Here is a 12,264-nt window from a genome sequence, read left to right as displayed (position 1 = left end):
CCTTCATGAGCATCTAAAACTAAAATAACGACATGGGATCTGTCTAAGGCGTCAATCGCTTTAATAATAGAGAAAATCTCAATCTTCTCATGAGTGGAGCGTTTACGACGAATGCCCGCTGTATCAATTAGTGTATATTTTTGATTTTCACGTTCAAATGGAATATAGATGCTATCACGTGTTGTGCCTGGCATATCAATTGCCAGTACACGCTCTTCCCCTAAAATTCGGTTAATTAATGTTGATTTTCCAACATTGGGTCGGCCTAGCACTGCAACTGCAATACCTTCAACCTCATCTTCCTCTTCTTCAAGATCTACCTGAGGTAGTAGAGGTAATGTGTGTTCAATTAAATCAGCAAGACCTTGACCATGCTCGGCTGAAATAAGTCTTGGCTCACCCAGGCCTAATTCATAAAATTCAGCCGCAGCTGTTTCATCTAAACCTTCTGCCTTATTACAGACAAGAATAATGTCTTTTTTAAGGCGTCTTAATTGTGATGCAATTTCTAAATCAAGGCCAATTACCCCATCTCGACTGCTCACAATAAAGTAAATAACATCAGACTCTTCTAAAGCGCTTAGCACCTGTCCTTGAATGCCGCTATCTACAACATTGTCTTCATTGGTTAAGCCGCCAGTATCAATAATGGTGGCAAATGTTTCGCTATCATCATCTAGTAAAACTTCTGCATATTGACGATCACGTGTTAAGCCTTCAAAGTCTGAAACCAGTGCTTGACGAGAATTGCTAAGTCGATTGAATAAGGTAGACTTGCCAACATTAGGGCGTCCAACGAGTGAGATAGTAGGTAAGCCCATATTATGTCTGTTAATTTAAGTCAGAAAGTTTAATGTTAACCAGACTTTGCAACTCAGAGTCTCTAGAGATTTGAGTTAGTGCTAATTTATAGTGCTCTTGGGCCTTGGAAATTTGACCATCAGCAACGTAAATATCACCTCTCAACTGATTGTATAAACCATTGAATTCACCTGATACTTTGCTATCTAATGTAGTAAGTGCTTTTTTAAAATTACCCATTTCCAATTGCACGCTAGCCATTCTCATAATGGCAATGTTGGCAATAATGATATTCTCATCATTAATTAGAGGAGTTAGCTGTTGTAAGGCTAACTCGTAGTTTTTGTTTTTGACCGCTGTTTTTGCCTGCAATAATGTGGCTTCTTGTAGGTAGCTACTATCAGTATGCTCTGTATTAAGTTGTTCGAAGGTGCTTAAATTAGAGTTTAAATATAAAGCTCTAGCATCAATAGATTGTTGATGTTGATGTACTTTATAAGCATCTAACCCCCAAATACCACCCAAACCAAGCACAATACCTGCAATTATTTGAGGACCGTTCTCTTTGATCCACTTTTTTATTTGCTCTGCTTGTTCATCTTCAGTTTTTCCAACTTCAATAAAGTTTTTCATCTGTAATCCTTAAAAAATTTGATTGCCTCATCAAGATCTAGTGTTTTTTGCTCGTCTTGAGATTTTAACGGCTTAATACTAATTTTGTTGTCGTTTAATTCTTCTTCTCCAAGAATTAATGCAAAGTCAGCATTGGCTTTGTCAGCCTTTTTAAATTGACTTTTAAAACTACCTATAGTCATATCATTGTAAATAATCACGTTGCTTAATGTGTCATGAAGCTTGTTAGCTATTTGCATAGATTTAAGTTGAACTGCATCACCTGGCGCCACTATGTAAATTGATAATTTATTGTCTGAAATTTCTATATTTTGCTCTTCTAATAGTAAGATGAGACGCTCAAGACCGATAGCAAGACCTACTGCTGTCGTTGGTTTGCCACCCATCTTCTCAACCAATCCATCATATCGTCCTCCAGCACAAATAGTTCCTTGTGCGCCAAGATCTGTTGTGGTCCATTCAAACACTGTACGATTGTAATAATCAAGGCCACGTACTAAACGTGTATTGATGACAAAATCAATACCTAGACAATCTAAGTAAGACTTAAATTGTTCAAAATGTTCTGCAGATTCATCATCTAAATGATCCATTAATTTTGGCGCATTATTGATAAGTGATTGCATTTCCCTGTTTTTACTATCAAGGATTCGCAAAGGATTGGTTTCTAAGCGTCTAAGGCTATCTTCATCAAGCTCATCTTTATGTTGTGAAAAGTATTCAACTAAAATATTGCGATAACTTGCTCTTGCCTCGCTAGAGCCTAATGTGTTAATTTCAAGTGTGATATTTTTTAGGCCTAATTTTTTCCACAGACTGTGAGTCATCATCATTAGTTCTGCATCGATTTTTGCATCAGCCGCACCAAACACCTCAAGACCCACTTGGTGGAATTGGCGATATCGACCTTTTTGAGGACGTTCATGTCTAAACATAGCTCCCTGATAAAAGACTTTTTGAATACCCTCTCTAGGTAGGTTGTGTTCAATCATCATGCGCACGCAACCAGCTGTACCTTCGGGACGCAGACTGAGAGAATCTCCATTGGATTCTGTCCATGAGTACATTTCTTTTTCAACAATGTCAGTTGCCTGACCAATAGCGCGACAAAAAGTATCTGTTTTTTCAACCACAGGTGTACGAATATTTTTGTAGCCATACGCACTAAATAAGTCAGCAATGGTGCGCTCTACATGTGTCCAAAGATCAGAGTCTTTTGGAAGTAGATCATTCATGCCACGAATAGCTTGGATTTTTTTACTCATGTGTTTAAATATCTTGAAATTTATCAATATTTTACACTACCGCTTAAAACACTGCAGACAACAGCGGTATGATTAAGTGTTACTTATCCCATTTGGAACATGGCCTGTAGGTACATATTGTGAAGCTGATTCACAGTGTGAATGCTGATCATCAAAGAAAATATCCGCATCAAATTCTTTTAAAAACACTCCTTTGTCTAAACCACCTAAAAAAAATGACTCATCAATCCGAATACCCCATTCACGCATAGTATGAATAACGCGCTTGTGTGAGGGTGCTGAGCGTGCTGTTACTAGGGCGGTGCGAATTGGATTATTTTCAACGGGGAAGGCGGCTTGAATTTTATGTAGGGATTTTAAAAAGCATTTAAAAGGTCCTGCCTTAAGCTCAACATGGGCAGAGTTTTTTTCATTTTCTTCAAAGGCATCAATGCCTTTTTCTTGATAGATCTTTTCAGCCTCATCAGAAAAAATAACCGCATCCCCGTCGAAGGCAATGCGTAATTGAGTTTCATGTGAATCTTTAGCGCCTTCGCCAACAATAGAGGCTGCCGCAAAACCTGATTCTAAGGCTTTTTGAACATCTTGATAATTACTTGACAAAAACAAATCAGCTTCAAAAGCGCCTACTAAGTTATGTGTACTTTCGCCACGGGTAAAGGCTGCTCGAGAAATGTTTAGACCGTAGTGTTCGATAGAATTAAAAATTCTTAAACCTGTATCTGCGCTATTTCTAGATAATAAAATGACATCAATGGGATTTTGTTTGGTGTTGAGTGCTAACAGCTTTTTAACCAAAGAAAAACCGACTCCAGGCGGAAGTATTACATCTTCATTTTGTTCTTGATGTTGAGCGTAGGCTTCAACACCTTGTTGCTTGAAAATTTGATGAGATTCATCCAAGTCAAATAAGGCTCTTGATGATATTGCAACGACTAACTTATCTTTTGCTTTTGGGTCTACAGCATCTGCCATGATTTTCCTTGATATTTATCCAAACAATAATCTAGCCATCTTTCGATAAATAGATTTAACTCCCATTGTATATTCATATCATCACATTGTGCTATATAAGGATGTTCAGAGTTAAGTGTAGTTTCGTTACATACTGAGAGAACCTCTAAAAGCTGCGCATCAAAATAAACTTTAAATTTAATATCCGGCTTTTTGACTTCGCCATTCAGAATGTGCGTCAAAGTAAACACACCTGTGTGGGTGAATCGATCTTCAACTATTAAGTACAAGTCTGATAATGTTTTGTGATAAATAATACTAGAGTGTGCCGTTTCTTTTAACAAAGGAATTAATTCAAGTATTTTTTGGTAATTCGACTCAAATAATGCGCTGACATCGCTATACGTCTTAGATAGACGAAGATTATAAAGTTTATTTAAGTATTGCACTTCTAGATCCATTGGGTCGTCCAGTTTATCTTTCCGTTATTGTAAAGGTGGTATTCATTAAAGCCGATTCTAGTTTCTTGAGTAAACTGCAGAGCGGTTGACGGACAAGATATGATATCAAATTTTTCATGATAAAAGTGAGCTGCCTCATGAGCATGTCCAAATATGACACAACGTATTTTAGAATGCTTATTAAGTATTCTAAATAAATCTTGTGGGTTTTCTAGTGATAGTTCGTCATTCCAGCTGCTATTCATCGACACTATAGGATGGTGTAATGCAACCATAATATAATCTGCGGTAGAGTTTTTAAGGGTTTGGTTGAGGGTCTCTAGCGCTTCTTCGGTAACCAATCCACTAGTTTTGTGCAGCTGAACTGAATCTATAGTGATCAGACCCCATTTACCCAGTGTAATATGATTAAAAAGATTGTCACTGAATTCTTTAGTGAGTTGATCGATATTATCATGATTGCCACCGAAAACATAAGTTGGTTGTTGAATCGGCAAAAGAATTTCTTTTAATCGTTTGTAGGAATATAGTGAACCGCTATTTGACAAATCTCCACTTATTAATAAAGCTTCAAATTTTTGATTGGATATTTTTTTAACAACCTTTGCAAGATTAGTTTGTGTGTCAACCCCCATGGCTAAGGCCTGGTCATCAATATGACAATCACTGATTTGGAGCAATTTAATCATGTGTCATAAAATTAACACGACTACTGACACTCGTTAGCAATTCATAGCCAATCGTGTCACTATATGAGGCTACGGTTTCAATAGATAGTTTGTCATGCCCCCATAAAATAGCCTTGTCACCAACAGACACATTCAGAGTGCCAATATCAACACAAATCAAATCCATTGAAACTCGACCAGCAAGTGGGCATAGCGTATCGTTAATCAGCACAGGAGTGTTGTTTTTGGCATGACGTGGATAACCATCACCATAGCCAATGCCAATAATGGCAATCTTGGTATCTACAGAAGCACACCAGGTCGCCCCATAGCCAACACTTTCCCCGGTTTTAATTGTTTTAATGCTAATAATTGGCGCAGATAACTCCATGACTGGCTGTAATCTTTTATCAGCCACCGCAAAGGGTGAGACGCCATAAAGCATAATGCCGGGACGGACATACTCAAAATGAGATTCAGGTAAGTTAAGAATTGCTGCAGAATTAGCCATTGATCGGGCAATGCCGTCAATAGCTAGCTGGTTAAAGCTGTTCAGTTGTTGAGTATTCTGAAGGTGATTTTCTTCATCGGCGCAGGCGTAGTGACTCATGACACACTCAACATGAATATTTGAATGATCTTTAAGTTCTTGCAAGCAAGTATTGAGATCTTGTTCTGAAAGACCAAGTCGGTGCATACCAGTATCAACTTTCAGCCAAATATGAATAGATTGATTGGTATTAGTAATAACACTTAACTGAGACAAGTCATGCAACACTAAGTGGCAGTTCAATTGAATCGCACTAAGGAGTTCATTATCGTTAAAAACACCAGATAATAATAAAATTGGCCTGGTACTCAGTAATCTCAGTTGGCGAGCTTCACTAAGCTCACTAACTGCAAGGATATCAGCTTGCATCAAAGGTTTGATTAAGTCCAGATGATGCCCATAAGCGTTAGCTTTGACCATGCCAACCAATTTTGAATTAGGAGCATATTCACGTACAACGGATAAATTATGAGATAAAGCTGATTGTGAAATAGACGCTACGGCGTGCATAATAATCTAGAAGGGCTCTTGATCGAAATTGGCCATATTATTGATATAGGCGGCATCCATTTGCTCATCTGGCATACCTTGAAATTGATCTTCGTTAGCCAAATCTTCAAAACGTGCATACTCACCAATAAAGGCGAGTTTAATCCTACCCGTAGAACCATTTCTATGTTTTGCAATTTGTAAATCAGCCTTGCCAATTTCTTCTGGATTTGAGTAAGAGTCATCATGATATTGCTGGTCACGATAAATAAACGCGATGATATCAGCATCTTGCTCAATCGCACCAGATTCACGCAAATCTGACATTTGAGGCATACGACCTTTTCCCGCTTTGGGACGAGATTCAACGCCACGATTTAGTTGAGATAGGGCGATAACAGGTACGTTTATTTCTTTAGCTAGCGCTTTAAGTGAGCGTGAGATTTCAGAAATTTCTTGCACTCGATTATCGCCTTTTCCATGCACAACCATCAACTGTAAATAATCTACCATAATCAGAGATAAGTCAGGGTATTGACGCTTAAGACGGCGACATTTTGCTCGAATTTCAGTTGGTGTAATAGAGGGTGTTTCATCAATCAAGACGGTTGATTTTTCAAGTGCCAATACTGCATGATTAAAACTATTCCAGTCAGTTTCAGTCATGGTGTCTTTTAGATTTTCACCCTTGATATGGCCAAATGAAGTAATCATACGCATCACCAGTGATTCTGTAGGCATCTCTAAACTAAATACAGCAACAGGCTTTGGGTTTTTGGCAGTAATGGCAACATGCTCAACAATATTCATTGAAAAGGCTGTTTTACCCATAGAAGGACGCCCAGCAACAATGATTAGTTCTCCATTTTGCAGTCCAGATGTTATTTTATCTAATTCACTAAAACCGGTTTCTAGACCGGTAATGCCATCAGCTTCTTGCATCTCATGCACTCGATTAACAACATCTTTGATAATATCTTTTACATTAACAACATCTTGCTTATTTCGGGTTACTTGCTCAGCTATTTCAAAAATCTTTTTTTCCGATAGATCGATCAATTCTTGAACTTCCATCTCTTTAGGATTGTATGCAGTATCGGCAATTTCATGGCTAGCTAGGATAAGTTGGCGATAAACGCTAAGCTCGCGTACATGTTTAGCATAAGCTTCAATATTGGAAATACTCGGCGTGTTTTCAGCAATTTGAGCTAGGTAAACAAAACCGCCAATGGTTTCTTCATTGCCAGTTTTTTTAACTTGCTCTTTAACCGTTAAAATATCAGCTGGCTGATCATGATGCAGGAGTGTTGATATTGCTTGAAAGATAATGCGATGCGAGGCATTGTAAAAGTCAATTTCGGTTAAGATGTCGGCCACTTGATCCCAGGCATCGTTATGCAATAGTAATCCGCCCAAAACTGACTGCTCTGAATCTAATGAATTAGGTGGAATTTTTACGTTTTCAATGTCCATAGGATTGCCTAAAAAATAAAAAACCCTCTTGCGAGGGTTCTTAATTTTAACTTAATTTTAAGCTAAATTATTACTCTTCTTCTTGTGCCTCAACAACAACCTGAATTGCTACCGCAATCGAAGAATGTAGCGTTACAGTCACGTCGTATTCACCAGTATAGCGAATCGCTTCAGACATGTTAACGTTACGTTTTTCAACTTCAAAACCAGCATCAGCAAGGCTTGCAGTGATATCGGCAGTTGTAATAGAGCCGAATAGTTTGCCTTCCTCACCAGCATTTGCCATAATTTTGCAAACAGTACCAGTCATTTTAGCTTCGATAGCTTTTGCATCGTTTAGTGCAGCGGCCTCTTTAGCTTCTAGACCAGCTTTTAAAGTTTCAAACTCAGCAAGGTTAGCTTTTGTTGCTGGTTTAACTTTTCCTTGTGGGATTAGGAAATTACGAGCATAACCCGCTTTAACATTCGCAAGAGTGCCTAGCGAACCTAGTTTTTGAATTGTTTCTAATAAAATTACTTGCATGATTAGTACTCCTATTTCTTGTGCTTATCAGTGTAAGGAATAAGAGCTAAGAATCTAGCTCTTTTAATGGCAGTTGTTAACTGACGCTGGAATTTAGCGCTAGTACCTGTCATTCTTGATGGTGTGATCTTTCCACTTTCATCAATGTTCTTTAATAAAGTGTCAACATCTTTATAGTCAATCTTTTCAACACCTGCTGCAGTAAAACGGCAAAAAGAGTTTATTTTAATTTGAGGTCTACGCTTTCTTTTTTGTTGCTTAGCCATTATCTTCTCTCCTTTTTCTCGTCATCCTTGGCGCTCATCATGATTGAAGGCTCAGTAATTGCTTTATCTTCAGAAATGATTAAGTTTCTAAGAATTGCATCGTTAAAACGGAAATTATAATTAAGCTTATCAAGTGTATCTTGATCACATTCAATGTTCATTGACAAGTAGTGAGCTTTATAAATCTTTTTAATTGGGTATGCTAAGTGCTTACGACCCCAATCCTCTTCACGGTGAATCTGACCACCACCAGTTGTGATGATTTCTTTGTAGTTATCCATCATTGTGCTTACCTGAGTCGACTGATCAGGGTGTACAATAAGTGTAATCTCATAATGTCTCATGAGTTGTTATCTCCTTATGGTTATTAAAATAGCTTGCCACACCATGTGATCAAGCAAGGGAACTGCGTATTTTATACTAATTGTATTTTTTTCTCAATTTTAATAGCAATTTTTTATTAATTTAATTTATGAATATTTATTAAGTTAGTTATGATTAAAATAAACTTAATGAATAATATGGCCTTATCTTTGTTGAAGAGATTGACTTTCAGTCATATACTTAAAAATATTTTGGTATTGATTATCTTGTTGACACCCCTATATGTATTTCATCTAAATTCTGTAGTTGTTGATTATTTTTCCCAGAAAAACAATCCTGAAACTCTTGATTACAAGCAACAACCTGTCACTATTGTTAATATGTTATTACTGACAGAAGACCAGTCATTTTTTAAGCATCCCGGCGTGGATTTTAAAGAAATTGCACGTGTTGTTAGAGATTATTTGCTGCATGATAAGCCACTACGTGGGGCAAGTACACTTACTCAACAAATAGTTAAAAACGCTTTGTTAACGCGCGAACGCCAGCTTAGCCGTAAAATTAAAGAAATAATTATGGCGCTATTACTAGAGGCTTCTTTTGACAAAGGATTTATTCTTAATTATTATATGAATACTGTGTATTTGGGGCAAAATGGCAAACATGCGATTCATGGGTTTATTAATGGCGCACAATTTTATTTTAATAAGAAAGTTGAAAATTTATCTCTAGAGGAGATGGCGACTTTAGTAGCCTTAGTTAAAGGGCCAAGTTATTATCATCCAATAAAACATCCGCAACGATTAGCCGAACGTAGGCAATTAGTCTTGCGTCTGTATCACAAGTACGAAAAGATTGTAAAATAAGCTGATGAAAAATATTCTTGCCATTGATACTTGCACTGAGGTTTGCTCAGTTAGCCTTTATACTCAGTCAAAAAAAATATCTCGTTTTTTGAAAGGTGTTGCTAAAAGTTCTGGATTAGTATTGCCGTTGTGTGATGAAGTATTAGAGGAGGCTGGACTACGTGTAGAAGATCTAGATCTGATTACCTATACCAAAGGGCCTGGTGCTTTTACAGGTGTTAGAATGTGTGTCAGCGTGGTGCAGGGCATGTCTCTAGCTTTTGATATTCCAACACTGGGCTTTTCAACCCTTGAAGTGGTTGGATATGGTGCGAGTAAAAAATATCAATCTGATAAGGTTGCTATTGCGCTGGATGCTCGTATGAATGAGGTGTATTGGGCGGTGTATAAAAATGGTGAGTTTAGCAAAGAAATGATTTGCAAGCCAGGCGAGGTGCCACAGTTAACTGTTGATTATTTAGGGGTTGGCACGGGTTGGGGTGCTTACACTCAAGCGTTATCCGAATCATCAAGTATCAAGCAATATCATGCTGAATTCTATCCAAAAGCAGAAAATTTGATTGATTTAGCTTTAAACCATTTGCAAAAAAATAAGTGGCCAGATGACAATTTACCACTCCCCACTTATTTACGTAACAATGTCGCTCAAAAATCCTTAAAATAATTTTAAAATTTTCTTAAATAAAATTATTATGTGGAAATGGATCCAGGCATTTGCCTCACCCAAAATTTTCTATCAAACCAGTGCAAAGATCATTCCTTGGTTGATGTACCCTTTTATCGGTTTAACCTTGCTTGGCTTGTATTGGGCTTTGATCGTCTCACCTGCAGACTATCAACAAGGCGATAGTGTACGCATTATGTATGTACATGTGCCTGCAGCGTGGATGAGTTTAATGATTTATGTGGTGATGGCGATTGCAGGCGCTATTGGTCTGATTTGGCAGATTAAGCTCGCTAATGTGGTGGCTACTGTATCAGCGCCAATTGGCGCAGTATTTACTTTTTTAGCACTAGTGACTGGTGCTGTTTGGGGTAAACCTATGTGGGGTACTTGGTGGGTGTGGGATGCACGTCTGACTTCTGAACTCATTTTGTTGTTTTTATATTTAGCTTACATTTCACTTAATAATGCTTTTGATAATCCAAAAACTGCAGCTAAAGCCAGTGCCGTTTTAGCGATTGTGGGCTTGGTTAATATTCCTATTATTTATTATTCAGTGGAGTGGTGGAATAGTCTACATCAAGGCTCTTCAGTTGGTGTAAATAAAGTTTCAATGCAAATAGATATGTTTATTTCATTGATGCTGATTAGTTTTGCTTTTAAGTTTTTGTATGGTGCTTTGGTCTTAATGCGAGCGAGAGACGAAACATTGATTAGAGAGCAAAATTCAACCTGGGTAAAAAACTTGATTATGGAGAATAATAAATAATGGATATAATCACCGTATTGACCTTTGATAAATATGCCAGCTATATTTGGTTTTCATATGGACTAACTTTTACTATGATCGCCATTCTTTTTTTAAGAACTAAAAGCATCCATCGTAATACTGTCAAACAATTACGTGCTAAATATTTAAGGAATTTATAACATGACCAAACGACAAAATAGAATGGCACTAGTAGCCTTATTAGTAGCTGGTGCAATACTAGCGATTACTTTGTTAATTCAAGCATTAGGCAGCAATACTAATTATTTTTATTCACCAACTGAAGTGGCAGAAGGCAAGGCGCCAGTTGGAAAAAGTTTTCGTTTAGGTGGCTTAGTTTCTAAAGGTAGTGTGGTGCGTAAAGATATGAAAGTTACCTTTAAAGTGACAGATAAGGCTAATGAATTTACCATTGAATATACTGGCATCTTGCCAGATTTATTTAGAGAAGGTCAGGGTATTATTACCACTGGATCTTTAGTAAATGGCACGTTTATGGCGACAGAAGTGTTAGCTAAGCATGATGAAAACTATATGCCGCCAGAGGTGGCAGATGCACTTAAAAAGGCTGAGCAGTAACCATGGGTAAATTTCTACCTTTGGCTATATTTGTCATCTTAGCTTGGTTTTTGTATGATGGTCTCGGTCGTGATACAAAAATACTACCCTCCCCTTTAATTGGAAAAACATTTCCGAATCTAGAAGTTGAGGATTTTAATACCTTGGAAAAATATTCCATGCAATCACAGCTAAAGGGTAGAACCACTTTAGTGAATGTATGGGCTTCATGGTGTGTTACATGCCGAGCAGAACATCAAACACTCATGCAGATTGCAAGAACTGATTTAGTGCAAATGCTTGGCGTTAATTACAAAGATACACGCGCAGAAGGACAGGTGTTTTTAGATCGGTTTGGGAATCCTTACGATAAGATTGTTTTTGATCAATCAGGAAACTTAGGATTAGAGCTTGGAGTGTACGCTACACCAGAGACATTTATTGTAGACAGGCATGGTGTTATACGATTTAAACGAATTGGGCAGCTCACACCTGAGATATGGAAAACACAAGTTTTACCGTTAATTCAACAACTTAAAATAGTAGAAAAGAATGATGTGTAAGGTATTCTATATATTTTCTTAAAATACGTTGACATGACAAGCTTTTAATGGATAATTCAATCACAGAAATTATATTAAAGCTTAATTCAGTTTTAATAATAAATACAAATTACGAAACAGGAGAATAAGTAATGAATAAGTCAGATTTAGTAGCAGCAATTGCTGAGACGTCAGGTTTAACTAAAGCAGATGCAGCTCGTGCATTAGATGCAACAACAGGTGCAATTACTTCAGCATTATCAGCTGGTGATAGTGTTGCAATTACAGGTTTTGGTAGCTTCCTAGTTAGAGATCGCGCAGCACGCACTGGACGTAATCCACAAACAGGCGATGCGATTCAAATCGCCGCTTCTAAAGTTCCTGCTTTTAAAGCAGGAAAATTACTTAAAGAATCTGTTAACTCTTAAGATTTTTTAAGTATAATATGCCTCGTGCTT

Annotated in this window: 18 protein-coding genes; 7 read left to right on the top strand and 11 right to left on the bottom strand. The window is 37.4% G+C overall.

Annotation, left to right across the window (positions count from 1 at the left end; genetic code table 11):
* The 11 genes from der to rpsF all read right to left on the bottom strand — a co-directional run.
* A partial coding sequence (gene der, locus P8M52_RS00880; protein WP_300305962.1) for a ribosome biogenesis GTPase Der occupies positions 1–821 on the bottom strand: 821 nt, incomplete at its 3' end.
* A gap of 10 nt (positions 822–831) precedes the next feature.
* Entirely contained in the window at positions 832–1,434 is a 603-nt protein-coding gene (locus tag P8M52_RS00875; protein ID WP_300305959.1) for a tetratricopeptide repeat protein, read from the bottom strand.
* Complete coding sequence (hisS, locus tag P8M52_RS00870; RefSeq protein ID WP_300305956.1) at positions 1,431–2,699, bottom strand: histidine--tRNA ligase; 1,269 nt, start codon at positions 2,697–2,699, stop codon at positions 1,431–1,433. Before hisS ends, P8M52_RS00875 begins: the two co-directional genes overlap by 4 nt.
* Positions 2,700–2,771: 72 nt before the next feature.
* Complete coding sequence (locus P8M52_RS00865) at positions 2,772–3,674, bottom strand: 5'-nucleotidase (protein WP_300305953.1); 903 nt, start codon at positions 3,672–3,674, stop codon at positions 2,772–2,774.
* Entirely contained in the window at positions 3,659–4,114 is a 456-nt protein-coding gene (locus tag P8M52_RS00860) for a DUF1249 domain-containing protein (protein WP_300305951.1), read from the bottom strand. Before P8M52_RS00860 ends, P8M52_RS00865 begins: the two co-directional genes overlap by 16 nt.
* Positions 4,105–4,803 (bottom strand): metallophosphoesterase, encoded by a 699-nt coding sequence (locus P8M52_RS00855; protein ID WP_300305948.1) that lies wholly within the window; start codon positions 4,801–4,803, stop codon positions 4,105–4,107. Before P8M52_RS00855 ends, P8M52_RS00860 begins: the two co-directional genes overlap by 10 nt.
* The gene (gene alr / locus P8M52_RS00850; protein WP_300305945.1) at positions 4,796–5,842 is read right to left on the bottom strand and encodes an alanine racemase; all 1,047 of its coding nucleotides are present in this window, start codon (positions 5,840–5,842) and stop codon (positions 4,796–4,798) included. The genes P8M52_RS00855 and alr overlap by 8 nt, the downstream gene beginning before the upstream one ends.
* Before the next feature lie 6 nt (positions 5,843–5,848).
* Positions 5,849–7,294: a replicative DNA helicase gene (gene dnaB / locus P8M52_RS00845; protein ID WP_300305942.1), complete on the bottom strand. Its 1,446-nt coding sequence runs from the start codon at positions 7,292–7,294 to the stop codon at positions 5,849–5,851.
* A gap of 70 nt (positions 7,295–7,364) precedes the next feature.
* Entirely contained in the window at positions 7,365–7,817 is a 453-nt protein-coding gene (gene rplI, locus P8M52_RS00840) for a 50S ribosomal protein L9 (RefSeq protein ID WP_300305939.1), read from the bottom strand.
* Between the two features lie 11 nt (positions 7,818–7,828).
* A complete protein-coding gene (rpsR, locus tag P8M52_RS00835) occupies positions 7,829–8,083 on the bottom strand; it encodes a 30S ribosomal protein S18 (protein WP_300305936.1) in 255 nt (84 codons plus the stop codon).
* Entirely contained in the window at positions 8,083–8,427 is a 345-nt protein-coding gene (gene rpsF, locus P8M52_RS00830; RefSeq protein WP_300305933.1) for a 30S ribosomal protein S6, read from the bottom strand. The genes rpsR and rpsF overlap by 1 nt, the downstream gene beginning before the upstream one ends.
* A 192-nt stretch (positions 8,428–8,619) precedes the next feature.
* On the opposite strand from rpsF, the gene P8M52_RS00825 reads away from it, so the two are divergent.
* The 7 genes from P8M52_RS00825 to P8M52_RS00795 all read left to right on the top strand — a co-directional run bounded on the left by P8M52_RS00825 (position 8,620) and on the right by P8M52_RS00795 (position 12,234).
* The gene (locus P8M52_RS00825; protein ID WP_300305931.1) at positions 8,620–9,273 is read left to right on the top strand and encodes a biosynthetic peptidoglycan transglycosylase; all 654 of its coding nucleotides are present in this window, start codon (positions 8,620–8,622) and stop codon (positions 9,271–9,273) included.
* Positions 9,274–9,277: 4 nt separating this feature from the next.
* Positions 9,278–9,937, top strand: a complete 660-nt coding sequence (tsaB, locus tag P8M52_RS00820) for a tRNA (adenosine(37)-N6)-threonylcarbamoyltransferase complex dimerization subunit type 1 TsaB (protein ID WP_300305929.1) — start codon at positions 9,278–9,280, stop codon at positions 9,935–9,937.
* A 28-nt stretch (positions 9,938–9,965) separates the two neighbouring features.
* Complete coding sequence (locus P8M52_RS00815) at positions 9,966–10,706, top strand: heme ABC transporter permease (protein WP_300305926.1); 741 nt, start codon at positions 9,966–9,968, stop codon at positions 10,704–10,706.
* Positions 10,706–10,867: a heme exporter protein CcmD gene (gene ccmD, locus P8M52_RS00810; protein ID WP_300305923.1), complete on the top strand. Its 162-nt coding sequence runs from the start codon at positions 10,706–10,708 to the stop codon at positions 10,865–10,867. Before P8M52_RS00815 ends, ccmD begins: the two co-directional genes overlap by 1 nt.
* 1 nt (position 10,868) lies before the next feature.
* Entirely contained in the window at positions 10,869–11,285 is a 417-nt protein-coding gene (gene ccmE, locus P8M52_RS00805) for a cytochrome c maturation protein CcmE (protein ID WP_300305920.1), read from the top strand.
* A 2-nt stretch (positions 11,286–11,287) separates the two neighbouring features.
* Entirely contained in the window at positions 11,288–11,827 is a 540-nt protein-coding gene (locus tag P8M52_RS00800; protein ID WP_300305917.1) for a DsbE family thiol:disulfide interchange protein, read from the top strand.
* Positions 11,828–11,958: 131 nt separating this feature from the next.
* Entirely contained in the window at positions 11,959–12,234 is a 276-nt protein-coding gene (locus P8M52_RS00795) for an HU family DNA-binding protein (protein WP_300305914.1), read from the top strand.
* The last annotated feature ends 30 nt before the right edge of the window (positions 12,235–12,264 follow it).

It is taken from the genome of Candidatus Thioglobus sp. (assembly GCF_029243085.1).
Classification (GTDB): domain Bacteria; phylum Pseudomonadota; class Gammaproteobacteria; order PS1; family Pseudothioglobaceae; genus Thioglobus_A.
The sequence above is the reverse complement of the archived record's forward strand: the minus strand, read 5'-3'. Positions and strand labels throughout refer to the sequence as shown.

Coding starts and splice junctions, on each gene's coding strand:
- dnaB (WP_300305942.1), bottom strand. CDS start 7,294: ATGGACATTGAAAACGTAAAAATTCCACCTAATTCATTAGATTCAGAG.
- P8M52_RS00855 (WP_300305948.1), bottom strand. CDS start 4,803: ATGATTAAATTGCTCCAAATCAGTGATTGTCATATTGATGACCAGGCC.
- alr (WP_300305945.1), bottom strand. CDS start 5,842: ATGCACGCCGTAGCGTCTATTTCACAATCAGCTTTATCTCATAATTTA.
- P8M52_RS00800 (WP_300305917.1), top strand. CDS start 11,288: ATGGGTAAATTTCTACCTTTGGCTATATTTGTCATCTTAGCTTGGTTT.
- hisS (WP_300305956.1), bottom strand. CDS start 2,699: ATGAGTAAAAAAATCCAAGCTATTCGTGGCATGAATGATCTACTTCCA.
- tsaB (WP_300305929.1), top strand. CDS start 9,278: ATGAAAAATATTCTTGCCATTGATACTTGCACTGAGGTTTGCTCAGTT.
- P8M52_RS00860 (WP_300305951.1), bottom strand. CDS start 4,114: ATGGATCTAGAAGTGCAATACTTAAATAAACTTTATAATCTTCGTCTA.
- P8M52_RS00795 (WP_300305914.1), top strand. CDS start 11,959: ATGAATAAGTCAGATTTAGTAGCAGCAATTGCTGAGACGTCAGGTTTA.
- P8M52_RS00875 (WP_300305959.1), bottom strand. CDS start 1,434: ATGAAAAACTTTATTGAAGTTGGAAAAACTGAAGATGAACAAGCAGAG.
- rplI (WP_300305939.1), bottom strand. CDS start 7,817: ATGCAAGTAATTTTATTAGAAACAATTCAAAAACTAGGTTCGCTAGGC.
- rpsF (WP_300305933.1), bottom strand. CDS start 8,427: ATGAGACATTATGAGATTACACTTATTGTACACCCTGATCAGTCGACT.
- ccmE (WP_300305920.1), top strand. CDS start 10,869: ATGACCAAACGACAAAATAGAATGGCACTAGTAGCCTTATTAGTAGCT.
- rpsR (WP_300305936.1), bottom strand. CDS start 8,083: ATGGCTAAGCAACAAAAAAGAAAGCGTAGACCTCAAATTAAAATAAAC.
- ccmD (WP_300305923.1), top strand. CDS start 10,706: ATGGATATAATCACCGTATTGACCTTTGATAAATATGCCAGCTATATT.
- P8M52_RS00865 (WP_300305953.1), bottom strand. CDS start 3,674: ATGGCAGATGCTGTAGACCCAAAAGCAAAAGATAAGTTAGTCGTTGCA.
- P8M52_RS00815 (WP_300305926.1), top strand. CDS start 9,966: ATGTGGAAATGGATCCAGGCATTTGCCTCACCCAAAATTTTCTATCAA.